Source organism: Ruegeria sp. SAZD011 (genome assembly GCF_059612545.1).
Genome location: NZ_JBXWQU010000013.1, coordinates 14585 through 35663, shown reverse-complemented (window position 1 = coordinate 35663; position 21079 = coordinate 14585). Strand labels below are relative to the sequence as shown.

20 protein-coding genes are annotated in these 21079 nt (G+C 63.7%); 6 read left to right on the top strand and 14 right to left on the bottom strand.

Annotated features, from left to right (window positions below; translation table 11 throughout):
• Nucleotides 1-3 precede the first annotated feature (3 nt).
• The 5 genes from AC2FLM_RS02740 to iscR form a co-directional block, all read right to left on the bottom strand.
• Nucleotides 4-318: a heavy metal-binding domain-containing protein gene (locus AC2FLM_RS02740; RefSeq protein ID WP_234136679.1), complete on the bottom strand. Its 315-nt coding sequence runs from the start codon at nucleotides 316-318 to the stop codon at nucleotides 4-6.
• Nucleotides 319-345: 27 nt separating this feature from the next.
• A complete protein-coding gene (locus AC2FLM_RS02735; RefSeq protein ID WP_496855363.1) occupies nucleotides 346-951 on the bottom strand; it encodes a hypothetical protein in 606 nt (201 codons plus the stop codon).
• A gap of 36 nt (nucleotides 952-987) precedes the next feature.
• A complete protein-coding gene (gene sufB / locus AC2FLM_RS02730; protein WP_234145611.1) occupies nucleotides 988-2508 on the bottom strand; it encodes a Fe-S cluster assembly protein SufB in 1521 nt (506 codons plus the stop codon).
• Nucleotides 2509-2548: 40 nt separating this feature from the next.
• Nucleotides 2549-3592, bottom strand: coding sequence for a cysteine desulfurase family protein (locus AC2FLM_RS02725; protein ID WP_496855490.1), 1044 nt, complete (start codon nucleotides 3590-3592; stop codon nucleotides 2549-2551).
• Nucleotides 3593-3667: 75 nt separating this feature from the next.
• Nucleotides 3668-4126: a Fe-S cluster assembly transcriptional regulator IscR gene (gene iscR, locus AC2FLM_RS02720; protein ID WP_234136676.1), complete on the bottom strand. Its 459-nt coding sequence runs from the start codon at nucleotides 4124-4126 to the stop codon at nucleotides 3668-3670.
• A gap of 184 nt (nucleotides 4127-4310) precedes the next feature.
• Between iscR and AC2FLM_RS02715 the strand changes: the two genes are divergently transcribed.
• From AC2FLM_RS02715 to AC2FLM_RS02705, 3 genes are read left to right on the top strand one after another with little or no spacing between them, the layout of a single operon-like run.
• A complete protein-coding gene (locus tag AC2FLM_RS02715) occupies nucleotides 4311-4964 on the top strand; it encodes an alpha/beta hydrolase (protein ID WP_011047753.1) in 654 nt (217 codons plus the stop codon).
• Complete coding sequence (locus AC2FLM_RS02710) at nucleotides 4964-5203, top strand: hypothetical protein (RefSeq protein ID WP_234218018.1); 240 nt, start codon at nucleotides 4964-4966, stop codon at nucleotides 5201-5203. Before AC2FLM_RS02715 ends, AC2FLM_RS02710 begins: the two co-directional genes overlap by 1 nt.
• Nucleotides 5200-6360, top strand: coding sequence for an HD domain-containing protein (locus tag AC2FLM_RS02705; RefSeq protein ID WP_496855360.1), 1161 nt, complete (start codon nucleotides 5200-5202; stop codon nucleotides 6358-6360). Before AC2FLM_RS02710 ends, AC2FLM_RS02705 begins: the two co-directional genes overlap by 4 nt.
• Nucleotides 6361-6365: 5 nt before the next feature.
• Here the strand turns inward: AC2FLM_RS02705 and AC2FLM_RS02700 are convergent, their stop codons facing one another.
• Both AC2FLM_RS02700 and AC2FLM_RS02695 read right to left on the bottom strand, forming a co-directional pair.
• Complete coding sequence (locus tag AC2FLM_RS02700; protein WP_234170105.1) at nucleotides 6366-6503, bottom strand: hypothetical protein; 138 nt, start codon at nucleotides 6501-6503, stop codon at nucleotides 6366-6368.
• Nucleotides 6504-6852: 349 nt separating this feature from the next.
• Nucleotides 6853-7647 carry a class II glutamine amidotransferase gene (locus tag AC2FLM_RS02695; protein WP_234145607.1) on the bottom strand — a complete coding sequence of 265 codons (795 nt, stop codon included), beginning with the start codon at nucleotides 7645-7647 and terminating at the stop codon, nucleotides 6853-6855.
• Nucleotides 7648-7874: 227 nt separating this feature from the next.
• On the opposite strand from AC2FLM_RS02695, the gene AC2FLM_RS02690 reads away from it, so the two are divergent.
• Both AC2FLM_RS02690 and typA read left to right on the top strand, forming a co-directional pair.
• Complete coding sequence (locus AC2FLM_RS02690) at nucleotides 7875-8210, top strand: DMT family transporter (protein ID WP_234136672.1); 336 nt, start codon at nucleotides 7875-7877, stop codon at nucleotides 8208-8210.
• Nucleotides 8211-8313: 103 nt separating this feature from the next.
• Entirely contained in the window at nucleotides 8314-10134 is a 1821-nt protein-coding gene (gene typA / locus AC2FLM_RS02685) for a translational GTPase TypA (protein ID WP_496855357.1), read from the top strand.
• Nucleotides 10135-10228: 94 nt separating this feature from the next.
• Here typA and AC2FLM_RS02680 read toward each other — a convergent pair whose 3' ends face one another.
• From AC2FLM_RS02680 to recA, 3 genes are all read right to left on the bottom strand, one after another.
• The gene (locus AC2FLM_RS02680; protein ID WP_234170108.1) at nucleotides 10229-10516 is read right to left on the bottom strand and encodes a DUF1330 domain-containing protein; all 288 of its coding nucleotides are present in this window, start codon (nucleotides 10514-10516) and stop codon (nucleotides 10229-10231) included.
• 4 nt (nucleotides 10517-10520) lie between these two features.
• Complete coding sequence (alaS, locus tag AC2FLM_RS02675) at nucleotides 10521-13193, bottom strand: alanine--tRNA ligase (protein WP_496855355.1); 2673 nt, start codon at nucleotides 13191-13193, stop codon at nucleotides 10521-10523.
• 148 nt (nucleotides 13194-13341) lie between these two features.
• Nucleotides 13342-14403 carry a recombinase RecA gene (gene recA / locus AC2FLM_RS02670; protein ID WP_234136668.1) on the bottom strand — a complete coding sequence of 354 codons (1062 nt, stop codon included), beginning with the start codon at nucleotides 14401-14403 and terminating at the stop codon, nucleotides 13342-13344.
• A gap of 192 nt (nucleotides 14404-14595) precedes the next feature.
• Here recA and AC2FLM_RS02665 point away from each other — a divergent pair, with 192 nt between their 5' ends.
• Complete coding sequence (locus AC2FLM_RS02665; protein ID WP_496855353.1) at nucleotides 14596-15189, top strand: gamma-glutamyl kinase; 594 nt, start codon at nucleotides 14596-14598, stop codon at nucleotides 15187-15189.
• Nucleotides 15190-15195: 6 nt separating this feature from the next.
• Here AC2FLM_RS02665 and AC2FLM_RS02660 read toward each other — a convergent pair whose 3' ends face one another.
• From AC2FLM_RS02660 to guaB, 4 genes are all read right to left on the bottom strand, one after another.
• Nucleotides 15196-17430, bottom strand: a complete 2235-nt coding sequence (locus AC2FLM_RS02660) for a hybrid sensor histidine kinase/response regulator (RefSeq protein ID WP_496855488.1) — start codon at nucleotides 17428-17430, stop codon at nucleotides 15196-15198.
• Nucleotides 17431-17606: 176 nt separating this feature from the next.
• Nucleotides 17607-18782 carry an RsmB/NOP family class I SAM-dependent RNA methyltransferase gene (locus AC2FLM_RS02655; RefSeq protein WP_496855351.1) on the bottom strand — a complete coding sequence of 392 codons (1176 nt, stop codon included), beginning with the start codon at nucleotides 18780-18782 and terminating at the stop codon, nucleotides 17607-17609.
• Nucleotides 18783-18785: 3 nt separating this feature from the next.
• Nucleotides 18786-19571, bottom strand: a complete 786-nt coding sequence (locus AC2FLM_RS02650) for an MBL fold metallo-hydrolase (RefSeq protein ID WP_496855349.1) — start codon at nucleotides 19569-19571, stop codon at nucleotides 18786-18788.
• The gene (guaB, locus tag AC2FLM_RS02645) at nucleotides 19571-21019 is read right to left on the bottom strand and encodes an IMP dehydrogenase (RefSeq protein WP_234136663.1); all 1449 of its coding nucleotides are present in this window, start codon (nucleotides 21017-21019) and stop codon (nucleotides 19571-19573) included. The genes AC2FLM_RS02650 and guaB overlap by 1 nt, the downstream gene beginning before the upstream one ends.
• Nucleotides 21020-21079: the final 60 nt, after the last annotated feature.

The following is a 21079-nucleotide window of genomic DNA, read 5'->3' as shown; positions in this document are numbered from 1 at the left end:
CAATCAGTCCAGCACGACGGCGGTGCCCGAGGCCGAGACCATCAGCATCGACTGCCCCACCACCTCGTAGTCCAGATCGACACCAACGACCGCATTGGCCCCCAGCGCGGCGGCGCGGCCCTCAAGCTCGGACAGCGCGGTTTCACGGGCATCCTGCAACTTGCTTTCGTAGGCGCCCGAACGGCCGCCCACGATATCGGTGATCGAGGCAAAGACGTCGCGCACCACATTGGCACCCATGATCGCCTCACCCACCACGATCCCCTTGTAGGCGGTGATGCGGTGGCCTTCGACACTTGGTGTTGTGGTCACGATCATGGGTCGGATCCTCGTTACGGTTTCGGGTCAGGGGCTGGTCATGGTGCGGATCACCCGCAAAAGCGCCGCGGGGGGGATCGGCTGCGGCTCGACCTGAAAGGCAGCCATGCGGCCGATCATCAGCGGCGCGCCCAGAAACTCCTCGACCTGGTGTTGCCAGCGTCGTTGGCTGTAATCGTCAAACAGCAACGTCACCGGACGGGTGATCGAAAAGGCGGTGGCCAGCGCACAGCCGACCCGGAACCGCCCATCCACCAGCACCACATCGGGATGGCGGAACCCGTCTGCCCGCCAGACCGCCAGCGGATATTCGGGATAGCTGCGCCATTTGCTGTCCGAGACCGGATGCCCCCAATCGCCGGTCGGGCCGATATCGGTCCAGACGATATTGACCTCGGTCCCCTCGGCGGGCGGGTTGGCGGCCAGCCAGGCCTCCATCATCCGTGCCCAGGCCCGGTCGCTTTCGATCGAGGTGACATGCTTGCCCGGCAGTTCCGAGGCCAGAACGGTCGAGCCGCCGGACCCGTATTCCAGGATCACCCGCGCCTCTTCATAGGCCGTGCGCAGCGCCTCTGCCTCTGCCGGGGGCATGGTCAGCTCTGGCCGCATCTGTTCACCGGTCTGGTCGTCCACTGGCCTGATCCCTGCCGCAATGGCCCCGAAAGGGCCTTAGCCCACCGAGCCTTCGAGGCTGATCGCCACCAGTTGCTGCGCCTCCATGGCAAACTCCATCGGCAGCGCCTGCAACACGTCCTTGCAGAACCCGTTCACCACCAGCGCCACCGCCTCTTCCTCGTCCATCCCGCGCGAGCGGCAATAGAACAACTGATCCTCGTCCACCTTGGACGTGGTCGCCTCGTGCTCGCAGCGCGACGAGTTGTTCTTGACCTCGATATAGGGCACCGTATGCGCCCCGCATTTGTCGCCGATCAGCAGGCTGTCGCACTGGGTATAGTTGCGGCTGTTCTTGGCCTTGGGATGCATCGAGACGAGGCCGCGATAGGTGTTCTGCGCCTTGCCCGCGCTGATCCCCTTGGAGACGATGCGCGATTTGGTGTTCTTGCCCAGATGGATCATCTTGGTGCCGGTATCGGCCTGCTGCATGTTGTTGGCGATGGCAATGGAATAGAACTCGCCTTGGCTGTCATCGCCGCGCAGGATGCAGGAGGGGTATTTCCAGGTCACGGCCGAGCCGGTTTCAACCTGCGTCCACATCACCTTGGACCGGTCGCCCCGGCAATCGGCGCGTTTGGTGACAAAGTTGTAGATGCCGCCCTTGCCGTTCTCGTCGCCCGGATACCAGTTCTGGACGGTCGAGTATTTAACCTCGGCGTCTTCCTCGACGATGATCTCGACCACGGCGGCATGCAGCTGCGCGGTGTCGCGCTGGGGGGCGGTGCAGCCTTCGAGATAGGACACATAGCTGCCCTTATCGGCGATGATCAGGGTGCGTTCGAACTGGCCGGTATTTTCCGCGTTGATGCGGAAATAGGTCGACAGCTCCATCGGGCAGCGCACACCGGGCGGCACATAGACAAAGGAGCCGTCCGAAAACACGGCAGAGTTCAGCGTGGCATAGAAATTGTCGCTGACCGGCACCACGGTGCCCAGATACTTCTTCACCAATTCGGGATGCTCGCGGATCGCCTCGGAGATCGAACAGAAGATCACGCCGGCCTTTTTCAGTTCGGCCTGGAACGTGGTGCCGACGGACACGGAATCAAACACCGCGTCCACGGCGACCTTGCGACCCTCGGCGGGGGCGTTCTCGGCGCCTTCGACACCGGCCAGGATCATCTGTTCCTTGAGCGGAATGCCCAGCTTTTCATAGGTGGCCAGCAGCTTGGGGTCGACCTCGTCCAGCGATTTGGGCTTTTCGGTCATGCTCTTGGGGCGGGCATAGTAGTACTGATCCTGAAAGTCGATTTCGGGATAGTTGACCATCGCCCATTTCGGTTCGCTCATGCCGGTCCAGCGTTCGAACGCGGCCAGCCGCCATTCGGTCATCCATTCGGGCTCTTCGTTCTTGCCCGAGATCAGCCGCACGATATCGGGGTTCACGCCCTTGGGGGCGTATTCCATCTCGATCTCGGTTTCCCAGCCGTATTTATAGGTGCCCGCCTCTCGGACGGCATCCACCGTCTCCTGATCGACGCCTTCTTTTACCTGGGTCTGGTCCAATGCGGCCATAAGAGCCCTCCTTCGCGCTGAGCGCGCTGTTTGTTCTGTGTCACGCGGCGCGCGCGCGATGTTTCTTTTCTTTGTCCAGCCACGCTTCGGCAAAGCGCAGCACATCCGTTTCGGTCGTCTCGGGCCCCAGTGACACGCGGATCGCGCTTGTCGCCGTTGCCTCGTCAAACCCCATCGCCTGAAGCACCGCACTGGCGCGGACCTTGCCGCTGGAACAGGCGCTGCCGGCGCTGATGGCAAATCCGGCCAGGTCCATCTGCATCACCTGCGTCTCGCCCTTCCAGCCCGGCGTGGCCAGGCAGAGGGTGTTGGGCAGGCGGGGCCGACCTTTCCCGACAAAAATAGTAGATTTAGCCCCGGCCTCAAGAGCATTTTCTAGAATATTTCTAAGTTTCTCGACACGGCTCCACACGCCATTCGCCAGATCGCGCGCGGCGGCCTCGGCAGCAGCGCCGAAACCGGCGATGCCGATCACGTTCTCGGTGCCCGAGCGGCGCCCCATTTCCTGCCCGCCACCCTTGATCTGCGCCGCAAGATCGGTGCCGCGCCGCAATACCAAAGCGCCGATCCCCTTGGGGCCGCCCAGCTTGTGCGCCGAGATCAGCGCCATCTCGACCCCAAGCCAGTTGAAGGCGACCGGCAGTTTACCAAACCCCTGCGTCGCATCGGTCACCGCCAGCCCCTGCGGCAGGTCCTGAAGGAGACCGGTCTCGGAATTGGCCAGTTGCAATGTCGATCGCGCCGGATCCGAAACCGCGACCAGCCCATCGGCGGACACGGGCAAATCCTCTTTGATCCAAGCCCTTACCGCGTCATGCTCAAGCGCGCATCCGTGCAGCCCACGATCCTTGAGCGCAAGTGCCGCGGCCTCTGTCGCGCTGGAGGTAAAGACGATATCCGCCCCCTCGGCGCCAAAGGCGGCGGCGACCTGCGCGCGCGCCTTTTCCACCACCGCCTTGGCCGCGCGCCCCTCGGCATGGACCGAGGACGGGTTGCCGCAGACATCCATCGCCGCGATCATCGCCGCCCGCGCCTCGGCGCGCAGCGGTGTGGTGGCATTGTGATCGAGGTAAACGCGCATCAGAGAGTCATCATTTCTTGGCGGTTGGGTCCAGATAGACGGACCCGGCAAAAATGGCAATCAGGGGTCCAGACAGGGCTAGTCGTCAACGACCGAAAACAGATTGGGCACCGCCGGACACGGCGCCAGGTCGTTCTTGACCACATCCGACAGCCGGGTCTGGTGCAGGAACACATAGACATGCGCGCTCAGCCCCTCCCACAGCCGGTTGGTCAGCGATTGCGCGCGACTGCCAGACGACGCACCCGAGGCGCCCGCCCCCTTGTGCATCGCGTTCACCGTCTCGTCCACGGCGGCGAGAATATCGACCACCCGGATATCCGAGGCCGGCCGAGCCAGACGATAGCCCCCACCCGGACCGCGCACCGAGGCGACCAGATCGGCCCGCCGCAGCTTGACGAACAGCTGTTCCAGATAAGGCAGCGAGATATCCTGACGCTCGGAAATGTCACCCAGCGTGACCAGCTTGTCCGCCGGTTGCAGGGCAATATCGGTCAGCGCGACCATCGCATAGCGCCCCTTTGTCGATAGCTTCACGCTCCTGCCCTCCTCAACCGCGCCCAGATGCGCGAAATCATTGACCTTATCGCCCTCAGTGCGTATCTCCCACTGACAGCGTTGCCGGCAAGCGGCACGTTACTTAGAACCATTCTAAGATGCCCGAGGGAATTCGTCAAGTTTAGCCCGGCATCTCAGACCGCGAGACAGGACGAAAGCACATATGCCCGAGGTGATTTTTCCCGGACCCGAAGGCCGCCTGGAAGGCCGCTACCACCCGCAAAAGGAAAAAGACGCACCCATTGCCATCGTGCTGCACCCGCATCCGCAATTTGGCGGCACCATGAACAACAAGGTCGTCTATAACCTGCACTATGCCTTTTACAATCTGGGTTTCACCGTGCTGCGGTTCAATTTCCGCGGGGTCGGGCGCAGCCAGGGCGAGTATGACCAGGGTATCGGCGAGCTGAGCGATGCGGCATCGGCGCTCGACTATCTCCAGTCGATGAACAACAACTCGAAACATTGCTGGGTCGCGGGCTTTTCCTTTGGCGCGTGGATCGGCATGCAACTCTTGATGCGCCGCCCCGAGATCACCGGGTTCATCAGCGTGGCCCCGCCCGCCAACATGTATGATTTCTCGTTCCTGGCGCCCTGCCCGTCCTCGGGCCTGATCATCAATGGCACCTCGGACCGGGTTGCGCCGCCAGCAGATACCCGCTCGCTGGTCAACAAACTGCACGAGCAGAAAGGCATCACCATCACCCATACCGAGGTCGAGGGCGCCGATCACTTCTTTCAGAACCAGCACATGGACACGATGATCACCAGCGTGACCGATTATGTGAAGCGTCGCCTGACCGAGACCTCGCGCTGATGGCAGGCACGATCGAGACGCTGGCCGCCAAGCTGGCCGAGGACACGCTCAAGGCGATGGACGCGACCGGCGACGAGCGGCTCTATATGGAGATCGGCACGCAACTGGCCGCCTCTTCGCAATCGCTGGAAGAGGCGTTTCTGACCGAGGTGCGCGTGCGGCTGGCCGAGCGCGGCGCGCGACGGGTGCTGATGCGCCGCGTTGCCGAATTGAAGGCCAAAGCAAAGGACAGCGAATGAGCGCGCGGCTTGACGCCCAGATCGCCTTTCTGAAACAGGCTGACAGGTTGAAAACGGTCGAGCGGGCCAATGTGCTGCTTGATTTGTCGCGGCCTGAAAATTCCGCCGAACACAGCTGGCATCTGGCGCTTTGGGCGCTGGTGCTGGCGCCTTTTGCGGCACCGGATGTGGATGTGGACCGCGCCATTCGCATGCTCCTGCTGCACGATCTGGTCGAGATCGAGACCGGCGACCACCCGATCCACGAGGTGACCGACTGGCAAGCGGTGGAACGGGCCGAGCGGGCAGCGGCGCGCAAGCTGTTTGGCCTGTTGCCCCCCGATCAGGCGGCGGATTTCCACGCGCTCTGGACCGAGTTCGAGGCCGATGAAAGCCCCGACGCCCGCTATGCCAAGATGCTGGACCGCTGCCAACCGATGTTCCAGGTGCTCTGCGCCGACACGCCGCGCCCCGACCATGTCGAGGTGGTGCGCGAGAATCTGAGCAGCGGGCGCGCCGCCTATCTGGCCGAGGCTTTCCCCGAGGCGCATGCGCACGCGCAGGCGCTGCTTGACGGGCGCGCCCCCGCTGCGGGTGGTTTTGCCCACCGGCTGGCGTTTCTGGCCGAGGCGGATCAGCTGAAAACCGTGCTGCGCGCCTCGCGTCTGATGGATGACAGCCGGTTCGAAAACTCGGCCGAACACAGCTGGCACATCATGCTATACGCTTGGGTGCTGGGGGAATACGCGGCCCATCCGATCGACACGGACCGGGTTCTGCGCATGCTGCTGCTCCACGATCTGGTCGAAATCGACGCCGGCGACAACCCGATCCACGGCGATGTGGACCATGCCGCGCAAGAGGCGCTGGAGGCCGCCGCCGCCGAACGCCTGTTCGGCCTTCTGCCCGTGGAGCAAGGCGCCGCTCTGTGCGCGATCTGGCAGGAATTCGAGGCCGCCGAAAGCGCGGATGCGCTGTTCGGCAAGGCGGTTGACCGGGTGCAGACCCCGATCGCCAACCTGGAAAATGGTGGCGGATCGTGGATCACCTATGATGTCAGCCTGCCGCAACTGGTGGCGCGGGTGGGCACCCCGGTCAGCCGGGGCGCGCCGGGTCTGTGGGGTTGGCTGCACCCGCAGCTGAGTGAATGCTTCACCCGCCTGGGCCTGCAGCTCTGACCGGATCAGACGCCGCGTGCGGGCCGGGGCTGCTCCAGTTCGGCGGCGGGAAGGGTCACATCGGCGCGCGGGGCAAAGCCCAGACCGACCCCGACAACAAGCAATGCGGCAATGACGATGGCTTTCGCAAATGGTGTAAGCATGATGAACCTGAAAAAAATAGGTGTGGTTGGAATAGGGTCAGGGTAACCCGCCCTGAACCATCGCACCAGTCAGGTTTTCATCACCCTAGGCTCAGGACCCATTAATCCTGCGCCACTGGCGCCAAATCCGCGAATTATCAGGGGTTTGGCGCGCGCCGGGCATATTGGCGCTATTCCCAAGCGCGCCAAGCCGCTGAGATGAGATGGATTTGGCGTTCTTCGGATTTGGCGGATTTGCCGCCTGACGTCCTTTCAATGCCTTGAAATAGAACCACTATTCCTGCGGCATTGGACGTCGTCAGACAGCAAATCTGTCAAACCAGTGGCGCAGGATGAATGGGTCCTGAGTCTAGGCCGCCCGGCCAATATCCGCCGGTGCAAAGTCACGTTCCTGCACGCCTGAAGTGCCGATGCTCAGCATCCGACCCGGACGCAGTTCGGTCCAGTCGCCTTCGTCCTGCTCCAGCGGTTCCGAGACCACGGCCCAGCCCTGCCGGGCATTGCTGTAGCGGTAATAGACCGAAGGCGCGATATGGTCCGAGGAATAGCGCGCGGCATAAAGGGTCTGGCCGTCGCTGAAGGCCGCCGACAGGCGCATATGCGGCGTGGTGCCATGGGCCCGGCTCAACGTTTCGAGTCGCGCCACCGCGCGTTCAAGCGCACCATGCGGATCGCTTTCCAGCCCCTCGCTCAGCGCAAGCAGGAACAGCACTTCGGAATCGGTGCTGCCCTTGCGATAGGTATAGAACTCGTCAGCGATGGCCATGTCCGCCTGTTTGCGGAATGCCTCGAACCCGCCGACCTGGCCGTTATGCATGAACGACCACCGCCGCGCGGCAAAGGGATGGCAGTTGTTGCGGCTGATACACGACCCGGTCGAGGCGCGCACATGGCTGAGAAAGAGCCCCGAGCGCACGTGATGGGCCACCGCCCGCAGGTTCGGATCGGACCAGGCCGGATAGACATCGCGATACAGCCCCGGTTCGGGCCGGGCGTCATACCAGGCCACGCCGAACCCGTCGCCATTGGTGGCGGTCTTGCATTCCTCGGCATGAGCGCTTTGCGCGATCAGCGAATGCCCCGGACGGGAAATGACATCTTCGAGAAAGATCGGGGTTCCATGATAGGCGGCCCAACGGCACATGGTTCGCTCTCCGGCTGGGGCGACTGCTCCCGCGCCCCACGGGTCCGGGACACCGGCCCCGTCTGATCGCTCTCATTATCGTGAGTACGCCTTTCCGTCGAGTGAATCGCCGAACAGGTACCTGTGCGAATTTTCGCCTTTTGCGCCCCCCTGTCCCGAATCCGGAATTTGCGCTAGTCCGGGTCTGACACCCGGTTTCGACCGATTCACCTGCCCGGAGACCGGCCATGCCCCTGCACTATATCTACCTGATCCTTGCCGTCGCGGCCGAGACCGTGGGGACCACCGCGCTGCAGGCCAGCCAGCAGTTCACCCGGCTGGTGCCCTCGCTGATCGTGGTGGGCGGCTATGGCATCGCTTTTTTCCTGTTGTCGCTCACGCTGCGCGTCATGCCGGTTGGCATCGTCTACGCGATCTGGTCGGGGCTGGGCATCGTGTTCATCGCCGTCATCGGGCTGGTCGTGTTCGGCCAACGGCTGGATCTGCCTGCCATTCTGGGGATCTCGATGATCATGGCCGGCATCCTTGTCATCCACCTGTTCTCGGGCGCCTCGCCGCATTGATGCCGCGCCGCGGCGTATATCGGCGTAAAAGATGCATTTCCTCTGGCCTTTGGCCGGATCTCGGGCTATGCGCCGGGCCAACTCCCTTACAAAGGCGGACCTCATGGACCTGCGCAACATTGCGATCATCGCTCACGTGGACCACGGCAAGACGACGCTGGTGGATGAACTGCTGAAACAATCCGGTGCCTTTCGCGAAAACCAGGCCGTGGCCGAACGCGCCATGGACAGCAACGACCTCGAGCGCGAACGCGGGATCACCATCCTGGCCAAAGCGACCTCGGTCGAATGGCGCGGCACCCGTATCAATATCGTCGACACCCCCGGCCACGCCGATTTCGGCGGCGAAGTCGAGCGCATCCTGAGCATGGTCGATGGCGTTGTGCTGCTGGTCGATGCCGCCGAAGGCCCGATGCCGCAGACCAAGTTCGTGACATCCAAGGCGCTGGCGCTGGGCCTGCGCCCCATCGTCGTGCTGAACAAGGTCGACAAGCCCGATGCCGAACCCGACCGGGCGCTGGACGAATGTTTCGACCTGTTCGCCAATCTGGGCGCCAATGACGAACAGCTCGATTTCCCGCATCTTTATGCCTCGGGGCGTTCGGGCTGGGCCGACACCGATCTGGACGGACCGCGCAAGGATCTGACCGCTCTCTTCGAACTGGTGGTGCGCCATGTGCCCGCCCCGGCGCAGATCGCCCGCAAGGACGAGCCGTTCCGCATGCTGGCCACTACGTTGGGCAGCGATCCGTTCATCGGCCGCATCCTGACCGGCCGGGTGGAAAGCGGCACGCTCAAGGCGGGCGAGAGCCTGAAAGCGCTCAGCCGCGACGGCACCCAGATCGAAAGCTTCCGCGCTTCGAAGATCCTGGCCTTTCGCGGCCTGGGCCAACAGCCCATCGACGTGGCCGAAGCGGGCGATATCGTCACCATCGCCGGCATGAGCAAGGCCACCGTGGCCGACAGCCTGGTCAATCCTCAGGTGACCGAGGCCCTGCCCGCCCAGCCGATCGACCCGCCGACCATCAGCGTCACTTTCGGCATCAATGACAGCCCGCTGGCCGGCCGCGACGGCAAGAAGGTGCAAAGCCGGGTGATCCGCGACCGCCTGATGAAAGAGGCGGAATCGAACGTCGCCATCCGCGTTACCGACACGCCCGGCGGCGAGGCCTTCGAGGTCGCGGGCCGGGGCGAACTTCAGATGGGCGTTCTGATCGAGAACATGCGCCGCGAAGGGTTCGAGCTCAGCATCTCGCGCCCGCAGGTCCTGTTCCGCGAGGAAGACGGCCAGCGCATGGAGCCGGTCGAGGAAGTCACCATTGACGTGGATGACGAATATACCGGCGCGGTGATCGAGAAGGTAACCGGCCCCCGCAAGGGTGAACTGGTCGAGATGAAACCCGCCGGCGCCGGCAAGACGCGGATCATCGCGCATGTGCCCTCGCGCGGGCTTATTGGCTATCACGGCGAGTTCCTGACCGATACGCGCGGTACCGGCGTGCTGAACCGGGTGTTCCACGGCTGGACCCCACATAAGGGCGCCATCCCGGGACGGCGCGCGGGCGTGCTGATCTCGATGGAAAACGGCCAGTCGGTGGCCTATGCGCTGTGGAACCTCGAAGAGCGTGGCCGTATGTTCATCGGCCCGCAGACCGATGTCTACGAGGGCATGATCATCGGTGAACACAGCCGCGACAATGACCTGGAAGTGAACCCGCTCAAGGGCAAGAAACTGACCAACGTGCGTGCCTCGGGCACCGATGACGCGGTGCGGCTGACCCCGCATATCCAGTTCAGCCTGGAAGAGGCGATTGCCTATATCGACGATGACGAACTGGTCGAGGTGACCCCGACCACCATCCGCCTGCGCAAACGCTATCTCGACCCGCATGAACGCAAACGCATGGCCAAGGCAGCCAGCTGATAGAAAAAGGGGCGCCCGGCAGGGCGCCCCTTTTTGGTCCGGTCTGAGATTATTCGACGAATAATCTCAGACCCCGAAAATTCGCAGAATTTTCTTATTCGTTGGTCTCGACCACCATCAATTCGCGTTCCGATGCGCCGCGCGCATGGTCCAGCGCCGCCTGATATTCGGGCGAGTTGTAACAATCGACCGCCGCCTCGACGCTGGGAAATTTGGCGACCACGTTGCGCGGGCGCTCCTTGCCCTCAAGCTGAACGAAACGGCCACCCCGCGCGACAAATGTGCCGCCGTGTTTGGCAATGGCGGGCCCGGCCAATTCGGCATATTTTCCATATGCTTCGGCGTCTGTCACCGTCACATGTGCAATCCAGAGTGCACCCATCGTCTTATCCTCCCAATACCTGTTCCGCGGCCTTGATCGCCGCATCCGCTTTGCCTGCATCCTGACCGCCGCCCTGGGCCATGTCGGCACGGCCACCGCCGCCCTTGCCACCCAGTTCGGTCACGGCCGCGCGCACCAGATCGACCGCCGACACCCGGTCGGTCAGATCGGCCGTCACCCCGGCAGCCACCGCCACCTTGCCGCCGGTATCGGCGATCAGCAGCACCGCACCCGACCCCAGCCGGTCCTTGTGCTCGTCGATCAGCGCCGGCAGATCCTTGCCCGATACACCCGACAGAACCTGCGCAAGGAAAGGCACACCACCCACTTCGCGCGTCTCGGCGCCGCCGCCCTGCCCGGCCCCACCGGCCATGGCCAGATCGCGGCGCAACTGCGCCACCTCGTTCTGGAGCGCCTTGCGCTCGTCCAACAGCGTCCGCACCCGCTCGGCCACCTCGGCTGGTTGCGCCTTGAGCATCGCGGTCACCTCGGACAGACGACCAACCTCCTGCGACAGGTGTTCGAACGCGGCCTGCCCGGTCAGCGCCTCGATCCGGCGTACCCCGGCGCTCGACGCGCTATCGCCCAGGATCACGAACATGCCGATATCGCCGGTCTGCGCCACATGGGTGCCGCCGCACAGCTCGATCGACCAGGTCTTGCCATCGGCACCCTTGCCGGTCTCGGCCCGGCCCATGGACACCACCCGCACCTCGTCGCCGTATTTCTCGCCAAACAGCGCCTGCGCGCCGATGGCGCGGGCATCGTCGGGTGTCATGATCCGCGTCTCGACACGCGAGTTCTGCCGGATGAACCGGTTCACCTCGGTGCCGACCCGGGCAAGTTCCGCCTCGCTCAGCGCCTTGGCATGGCTGAAATCGAAGCGCAGCCGGTCGGCGGCGTTCAACGAGCCGCGCTGGGCCACATGATCGCCCAATGCCTCGCGCAGCGCCTCGTGCAACAGGTGCGTGGCCGAGTGGTTGGCCCGGATCGCGCTGCGGCGGGCATGATCCACTTCCAGCTCGACCGCGTCGCCCTTGGCCAGCGTGCCGCGCTCCATGGTCACCTTATGGGCATAGACCTTGCCATCGGCGAACTTGCGCGTGTCCTCGACCAGGGCCACGTGATCGCGGTTCTCCAGCCGGCGGATCACGCCGCTATCACCGACCTGACCACCGGATTCGCCATAGAACGGCGTCTGGTTGGTCACCACCCAGCCGCTGCCGCCCTCGGCAATCCTGTCGCTGACCGCACCATCGACCACCAGCACCAGCGCCTGACCCTCGGCCTTTTCGGTGTCATAGCCCAGGAAATCGGTCGCGCCCGCAACATCTAGCACGTCGAACCAGACGGCATTGTCCGCCGCCTCGCCCGAGCCCGCCCAGGCGGCGCGCGCCTTGGCCTTCTGTTCGGCCATCGCGGCATCGAACCCGTCGGTATCGACCTTGCGGCCCTTTTCGCGCAGCGCGTCCTGCGTCAGGTCCAGCGGAAACCCGTAAGTGTCATAGAGCTTGAACGCCGCCTCACCCGGCAGCGGCGCGTCCTCGGGCAGCGCGCCCAACTCGTCATCCAGCAGTTTCAGGCCCCGGTCCAGCGTCTGCTTGAACCGGGTCTCTTCCAACAGCAGAGTTTCTTCGATCAGCGCCTGCGCCCGGCCCAGTTCCGGATAGGCCGCGCCCATCTGGCCCACCAGCGTGCGCACCAGCCGGTGCATCACCGGATCCTTGGCGCCCAACAGGTGGGCATGCCGCATCGCCCGTCGCATGATCCGCCGCAGCACATAGCCGCGCCCGTCATTGCTGGGCATCACCCCATCCGCGATCAGGAACGAGGTAGACCGCAGGTGATCGGCGATCACCCGGTGGTGCACGTTCTGATCGCCATAGGGATCGACACTGGTGGCATCGGCCGAGGCCTCGATCAGCGCCTTGAACAGGTCGGTGTCATAGTTGTCATGGCTGCCCTGAAGCAGCGCGCCGATCCGCTCCAGCCCCATGCCGGTGTCGATCGACTGCATGTCGAGATCGACCATCGAGCCGTCCTCGAATTTCTCGTTCTGCATGAAGACGATGTTCCAGATCTCGATGAACCGGTCGCCATCCTCTTCCGGGCTGCCCGGAGGGCCACCCCAGATATGGTCGCCATGGTCATAGAAAATCTCGGTGCAGGGGCCGCAGGGGCCGGTCGGGCCCATCTGCCAGAAATTGTCCGAGGTGGCGATGCGAATGATCCGGTCCTCGGGCACGCCCACCTTCTTCCAGATCTCGAAGGCCTCGTCATCGGTGTGATAGACCGTGGTATAAAGCTTGTCCTTGGGAATGTCGAAATCGCGGGTGATCAGTTCCCAGGCAAAGGGGATCGCCTCGGATTTGAAATAATCGCCAAAGGAGAAGTTGCCCAGCATCTCGAAAAAGGTGTGATGCCGGGCGGTATAACCCACATTGTCGAGGTCATTGTGCTTGCCGCCCGCCCGCACGCATTTCTGTGCGGTGGTGGCGCGGACATAGTCGCGCTTGTCTACCCCGGTAAAGCAGTTCTTGAACTGCACCATGCCCGAATTGGTGAACATCAGCGTCGGGTCGTTGCGCGGCACCAGCGGGCTGGACGGGACGATCGTATGCCCCTGCTTCGCGAAATAGTTCAGAAAGGTCGATCGGATATCGTTCAGGCTGGGCATTCTGGCTCTCTCGGCGCGAATTCGACAAGGTCTGAGCCGGTTTAGCCGCAGCGTAAGCGATAGTCCACTCCTCGCAGCCGCAGCGCAGAAAAATGGGGCGCCCGCCATTGGACGCCCCTGTTGTCAGATTGCCTGGCCTCGGGTCTGTTCAGGCTTCGAGGATGTCCTCGCCATCCTCGGTCATGTCGAACTCCAGCCCGTGCGCGGCGCGGATCTTGTCTTCGATCGCCAGCGCAATCGACTGGTTTTCCTTGAGAAAGGTCTTGGCGTTCTCGCGGCCCTGGCCGATCCGCTCATCCCCGTAAGAGAACCAGCTGCCGGATTTCTCGACCACGCCGGCCTTGACGCCCAGATCCAGCAACTCACCGGTTTTCGAGATGCCCTCGCCATACATGATGTCGAACTCGACCTGCTTGAAGGGCGGTGCGACCTTGTTCTTGACCACCTTGACGCGGGTGGCGTTGCCCACAACCTCGTCACGGTCCTTGATGGCGCCGATACGGCGGATGTCCAGGCGGACCGAGCTGTAGAATTTCAATGCGTTGCCACCGGTGGTGGTTTCCGGGCTGCCGAACATCACGCCGATCTTCATCCGGATCTGGTTGATGAAGATCACCATGCATTTCGAGCGGCTGATCGAACCGGTCAGCTTGCGCATGGCCTGGCTCATCAGACGGGCCTGCACGCCGACACTGGAATCGCCCATGTCGCCTTCAAGCTCCGATTTCGGGGTCAGCGCGGCGACCGAATCGACCACGACCATGTTGACCGCGCCCGAGCGCACCAGCGTATCGGTGATCTCCAGCGCCTGTTCACCGGTATCGGGCTGGCTGATCAGAAGTTCATCCAGATCGACGCCCAGCTTGCGCGCATATTGCGGGTCAAGCGCATGTTCGGCATCGACGAATGCACAGACGCCACCGCGTTTCTGCTGTTCGGCGATGCAATGCAGGGTCAGCGTTGTCTTGCCCGAGCTTTCCGGCCCGTAAATCTCGACAATCCGCCCCATCGGCAGGCCGCCGATTCCCAGCGCGATATCCAGCCCCAGCGAGCCGGTCGAACTTGCCTCGATCTCCTGAATGGCGTTCTCGCCGCCCAGTTTCATGATCGAGCCTTTGCCGAACTGCCGTTCGATCTGGGCCAGAGCGCTGTCCAGCGCCTTTTGCTTGTCCGCGTTCTGTTTGCTGCTCATCGTCAGAAGATCCGCCATTGTCCTGTCCCCTTCCTTTTGTCACACGCCGTCACGGGCGGCAATCGGGTCTTTGTTCACCTCTTGTTCCTTATGGGGCCAAAAGGAGAACATTTCAAACAAAATCTTTCTTATTCACTCTTTTCCAATTGTGTTAAGGAGTGGTTTACGCTGAACAGGTTTCATGGGTCAGGCAGGAGGGTTGGAGAGCAGATGCTTGTTTTCTTTAAGGAAAGACTCGTACTTCTCTCTGTCCCCAAGACCGGAACCACCGCTTATCAGACCGCGCTGCGTGCCCGCGCTGACATTGTCGTGTCCGACCCGCCCGAGTTGAAACATGCGCCCATTTACCGCTATGACCGGTTTTTTCGACCGATTTTCGAGAAGATGTTCGGGGTCGAGATGGAGATCATGGCGGTGGTGCGCGAGCCGGTCGACTGGCTTGGCAGCTGGTATCGCTATCGCCAGCGCCCTTTCATGCAGGGCAAACCGAACGCGACCCATGGCATCAGCTTCGATGACTTCGTGAGCGCCTATATGCAGGGCAAGCGCCCAGGGTTTGCCAATGTCGGCTCCCAGGCGCGGTTTCTGACCCCGCGTCCCAATGGCTGTACCGTCAGACATCTGTTCAAATACGAGAACCAACCGGGCATTCGCGCCTTTCTGCAAGATCGCTTGCAGACCGAGATCGCGCCAGCCCGGGAGAATGTCTCGCCCGATCTGCCGCTTGAGCTGTCCCCCGACATCGCCGAGCGGCTGCGCCGCAAATGCGCCGACGAGTTCGAGTTGCACGCGCGCGCGATCTGATCTGCCTCAATGAAGCTGCTGGTGCACCGTTTCGGTCAGTTGTGTCAGCGAAAAGGGTTTCGGCAGAAAGACCGAATTCGGCAACGCGCTGTCTGTTTCGCCAAACGCGCCCTCGGAATAACCCGAAACAAACACCACCCGCACGTCGGGACGCTCTTCGCGCGCCTGACGCACCCAGGTCGGCCCGTCCAGCCCCGGCATCACCACATCGGTGACAAAAACATCGACGGCCAGATCGGGATCTTCAAGCAGGCGGAGCGCCTCTTCGGCCGAATCCGCCTCGATCACCGTATAGCCGCGCAGTCGCAGTGCGCGCGAGGCAAAGGCGCGCACCGGTGCCTCGTCCTCGACCAGCAAAACCACGCCCGCGCCATGGGTGGACACCGGTTTCTCGGTGCGAAGCGGCGCCGGTCGCACCTCGTCCGCCACCGCCTGATAAGCTGGCAGGTAGAGGGTGAATTCGGTGCCCTTGCCCAACACGCTGTCGACAAAGATGAACCCGCCGGTCTGTTTGACGATCCCGTAGACGGTCGAAAGACCCAGACCGGTGCCCTCACCGGTGCGCTTGGTGGTATAGAAAGGTTCGAAAATCTTTTGCAGCTTGTCCGGCTCGATCCCCACCCCTTCGTCGCGCACCTTGACGGTGACATACTCGCCGATCGGCAGCGTTGCGCGGTCGCGTTCCAACGGTTCGTCCAGCGTCATCACTTCGGTCTCGATCCGAATCTCACCACCCTGGGGCATCGCGTCGCGCGCGTTCACCACGAGATTCATCAGCACCTGTTCCAGTTGCCGCTTGTCGGCGCGCACCGATTTCAGCACCGGATCATGGCTGAGTGTCAGCGTCACCTTTTCCCCAACCAGCCGGTTCAGCAGGTGGATCAGATCAGCCAGCGTATCGCGCAGGTCCAGCACCTCGGGGCGCAGGGTCTGTTTTCGGGAAAAGGCGAGCAACTGGCTGACCAGCGCCGCAGCGCGATTGGCGTTCTGGTTGATCTGCACCAGATCGCCATAATCCGGGTCACCCTGATCGTGCCGCAGCAGCAGCAGATCGCAATGGCCCGAGATCGCCGTCAGAAGGTTGTTGAAATCATGTGCAACACCACCGGCAAGCTGGCCCACCGCCTGCATTTTCTGGCTTTGTACGAACTGCGCCTCAAGCGTTTTCAACTCGGTCGCGTCGTTCAGGACAGCGATCAGCCCGGTCTGGCCACCCTCATTGATCGGGCTCAGCGTCACCTGCACGAACATCTCGCTGTCACGCCCGCTGAGCCGGAGAAACTCTGACCGGGGCGCCCCCGCCTCTTCGACCGTTTGCCGCAGCCAGTCGGGGATCGGCCGGCCGAGACCCAGCATCAACTGGTCCAGCATCGTATCCGGTTCGACCGGACCACCCAGCAGGTCCTGCGCCAAGCGGTTGACCTCCAACACCTTGCCCGATGCCGTCAGACGCATCATCGCGACCGGCAAAGTGGCGAAATCAGGCGCCTTGCCCTGCCCCATCTCGCCCTTGACCGGGATCAGGAACAGTTCTTGCCGACCCGGACTGTTTGAGATCTCGACCACGATCGCGGGCGCGCTACCCTCGCCCGTGCTGACATGATTGATTTCACCGGGCCTGTAAGGCAGTTGCAGGAACAACCGGTCGAGCGATTTCACCCGCGAGCCGATAAACGCGCGCGCCGCTTCGTTCATGAACAGCACCGCGCCCGAGCGCCCGATCGTCAGCATCGGCAATGGCAGGTTGTCGGCGCGGCTGCTGGCGGCGGTGCGGTCGGTGACATCCTCGACCCGCCAGAGATAGCCGACCGCGCCCAGCACATGCACAGACAGGCGGATATGGCCGCGCCGGGTCACCACGTCCTCGCGTGCGTTGCCATCGACCCGTGCCCTGCACTGCAACCGGTACAGCACCGCCGAGGGGTTGCCAAAAATCGACCGCAGCGTGGCGGCAAGCGTTTCATCGCTGGCGCCGGAAAACCGGATCGAGGCCGCGGCGTTGCGCGCCTGAATGGCCCCCTCTTCATCGGTGACAAAGCTGGGAGTTGCGTCCTTTTCGATAAACCCCGCCAACATCTGGCGCATCTGTCCCTCGACGCCACGGGCACGGCTACTTTGGTAGAGCAGCAATCCGGTAACCAGGATCGAGGCGCCCCCCGCGGCGAACAGCGCCTTTTGCACGAAACCGGACAGGTCCCAGAACACCGCCGCACCAAAGGCCGCCAGCGCCAGCAACAGCATCGCCGCCACCCGCGCGCGGGTACTGCGCGGCTTGTTCGGCGCAGGTGAGATCGAGGCGGTGAATTCGGTCACATTCCGGCTCCGGCATCTGAGTCGTCAGGACTATGTCATCCATCAAGAGTTAAGCCCGCTTTAACACGACCAAAATCTCTGCGCCCCAACTATACCTATAGTTGCTAAAGCCCGAACTCCAATCTCGTCAAGAGTGCAAGATAAAATCCATCCGTTCCCGACAACACATTCCAGCGGTGGCTTTCGACCACCTGCCAGCCGCCCGCTTGCAGGAACGCATCGACCGCGCCTTCGTTTTCCTCGGCCAGCATCGAGCAGGTGGCATAGGCCAGCACCCCGTCCGACGCGGTCAGCGCGGCGGCGCGATGCAGGATCTCGCGCTGCACCGTCAGCAAGGCGGTGAATTTCTCTTCGGTCAGGTCCCACTTGCCAGCGGGCGCCCGGCGCCACGAGCCGCTGCCCGAACAGGGCGCATCGGCCAGTACCAGGTCGAAAGGCGCCGCTCGTGTCGCTTCGGCGGTATCGAGCAAGCGCACCCGCGCCCCGGCCCGAGCCGCGCGCGTCGGCAGGTCGCGCATGCGCTGCGGGGCGGCGTCATGGGCGAATACCTCGACCCCCGGAACCGCCGCCAGCGCCAATGTCTTGCCCCCGCCCCCGGCGCAATAGTCGAGCACGCGCATGCCCGGCGCCAGCGGCAGGGCAGCCACGATAGCCTGGCTGGCGGCGTCCTGCAACTCGACCAGCCCGTTCAGATAGGCGGTCGAGCGGGCGATACCTCGGGCGCCTTCGGTCACTTCCAGCGCGGTGTCGCAGGCGGGATGGGGTTGGGTAGCGATCCCTTCACCCGCCAATGCCGCGATGGCGCCGGCGCGGTCGGTGCGGGCGGTATTGACCCGCAGATGCACCGGCGCGCGGCTCTGCATGATTTCGCCCGCCTGTTGCGCCTGTGCGCCCAGGCTGGCCTGGAACCGGGGCCAGAGCCAGTCGGGAATATCCGCCGCTTCGGCCCCCGGCGCGGGGGCGCGTCCACCGGCCTGTTCCTCGGGTGTCAGCGGCGCGGGCGCATGGCCGATACCGGTAAACAGATCCGCAACGGTCAAGCCCTGTTCCCGGCACAAGCCAAGGATCAGGCCGCGCCCGGTCTCGGCCCCGCCGCGTGCCGCAAAGGAGCGTCGGGCGCGCAGCGCGTCGAACACGTGGTCGCGCAGCGCCGCGCGATCCTTGGACCCGGCAAACCGCGAGCGCCGCGCCCAACCGGTCAGCGCCTGTTCGGCGGGTTTTCCGGCCAGGATCTCGTCCAGAACCTCGATCGCGGCCTGAAGCCGGGCGGCGGGGGTCATCTCTCAGGTCTCCAGTTTCGCAAAGCCGTCACCGGCGCGATCTAACCGGGCGAATTTGGCGCCGATCAGGTGGCTGCCCGACCAGACAAGGTTGCGCTCGGCGATCTCGGCCAGCGCCGCGCGGCGGCTGGCAAGGGCCTGCGCCGGGTCCACGTCGAATTGGGTGGCGTTTTCCGGATCGGGCAGTTGCAGCGCCTCGGAATGCACGATGTCACCGGCCAGCACCAGATCGTCGCCGATCCGCAGGCCGAAATGACCGGGCGTGTGCCCCGGCAAGGCCCAGACCCGGACATCCGCGCCCAGATCCGCATCCGAGCCGACCAGCCGGAGGCGGTCGGCGCAGGTCTTGAGCACCTGGGCGCCGGGCGCCTCTGTGTCGCGCCAATGCGCAACCTCGTCGGGATGCAGCAGGATCTCGGCATCGGCAAACAGCGCCGCACCCGGCCCCAGCAGCCCGCCGCAATGATCGGCATGCAGATGGGTCAGGATCACCCGGCTGATATCGCCGGGCGCGATGCCCGCGCTTGCCAGCCGGTCGGGCAATTGCCCACCCTCGGGGCCGCAAATGCTGCCGCAACCGGTATCGACCAGCCAGATGCGACCATCGTCATGGCGCATCAGATAGGCGTTGAACTCGGTCACCGCCGCGCTCAGGCCCGCCGCGCCCAGCAACTCGGCCTGCAGGGCGGGCGCGACATTGGCAAACACATCCGTTCCGAATGTCATGCCGCCATCGACCAGACAATCGACCCGCCACGGGCCGCTGTGGACGCTGTCCACCGGACCCATCACCCGATCCGGTAGTTGGGGCTTTCGCGGGTGATCTGCACGTCATGCACGTGGCTTTCCTTGAGCCCGGCACCGGTGATCTTCACGAACTGGCAGTTCTGGCGCATCTCGGCCACGGTGGCGCAGCCGGTATAGCCCATCGCGGCCCGCAACCCGCCCACCAGCTGGTGGATCACCGCACTGGCCGAACCCTTGTAGGGGACCTGCCCCTCGATCCCTTCGGGTACCAGCTTGTCGCTGGCCGCGTCCTTCTGGAAATAGCGGTCGGCCGAGCCGCGCGCCATCGCGCCAAGGCTGCCCATGCCACGGTAGCTTTTGAAGCTACGTCCTTGATACAGAATGACTTCTCCCGGGCTTTCATCGGTGCCCGCGATCATCGAGCCGACCATGGCACAGGACGCGCCCGCCGCGATCGCCTTGGCGAAATCGCCCGAGAACTTGATGCCGCCATCGGCGATCACGGGCACGTCGCCCGCCGCCTGGGCGCAATCCATGATCGCGGTCAGCTGCGGCACGCCGACACCGGCCACCATCCGCGTGGTACAGATCGAGCCCGGCCCGATACCCACCTTGACCGCATCGGCACCGGCGTCGATCAGCGCCTTGGTCGCGTCTGCCGTGGCCACGTTGCCCGCGATCACCTGAACCATGTTCGACTGTTGCTTGATCCGGCGCACCGCGTCGATCACACCCGCCGAATGCCCATGTGCGGTGTCGACCACCACGATATCGACGCCCGCGTCGATCAGCGCCTCGGAACGGGCAAAGCCGCTGTCGCCGACCGAGCTGGCCGCCGCCACCCGCAGGCGCCCCAGATGATCCTTGCAAGCGGTGGGGTTCAGCACCGCCTGTTCGGTATCCTTGAGCGTCAAGAGGCCCGTCAACCGCCCCTGCCCGTCATGCACCAGCAGTTTCTCGATCCGGCGCGCGCGCATCAGGCTTTTCGCCTCGTCCAGATCGGCGGGTTCGGCAAGCATTGCCAGGTCGCTCGTGGTCATCACCGCGCTGACCGGCATGTCATCGCTGGTGGCAAAACGCATGTCACGGTTGGTGACGATGCCGACGATGTGACCGCGGTCATCCGTGACCGGGAAGCCGGTGAAATTATACCGCTCCACCAAGGCCTTGGCGTCGGCAATGGTCTGATCCGGACGCAGGGTGACGGGGTTGTAGACGATGCCGCTCTCGAACCGTTTGACCCGGCGCACTTCGCGCGCCTGCTCATCCACGCTCAGGTTCTTGTGGATCACGCCCATGCCACCGGCCTGGGCCATGGCGATGGCCATGCGCGCCTCGGTCACCGTGTCCATGGCCGAACTCAGCAGCGGTATGTTCAGCTTGATCTCGCGCGTCACGCGGGTTCTGGTGTCGGCGGTCGACGGCAGCACCGACGAGGCCGCCGGAACCAGTAGAACATCGTCAAAGGTGAGAGCCTCACGAATCTGCATTTGCGGTCCCCATGCATAATCCCGTTTGGCGGTGACCCTATGGCACAGTTATCCACCGGG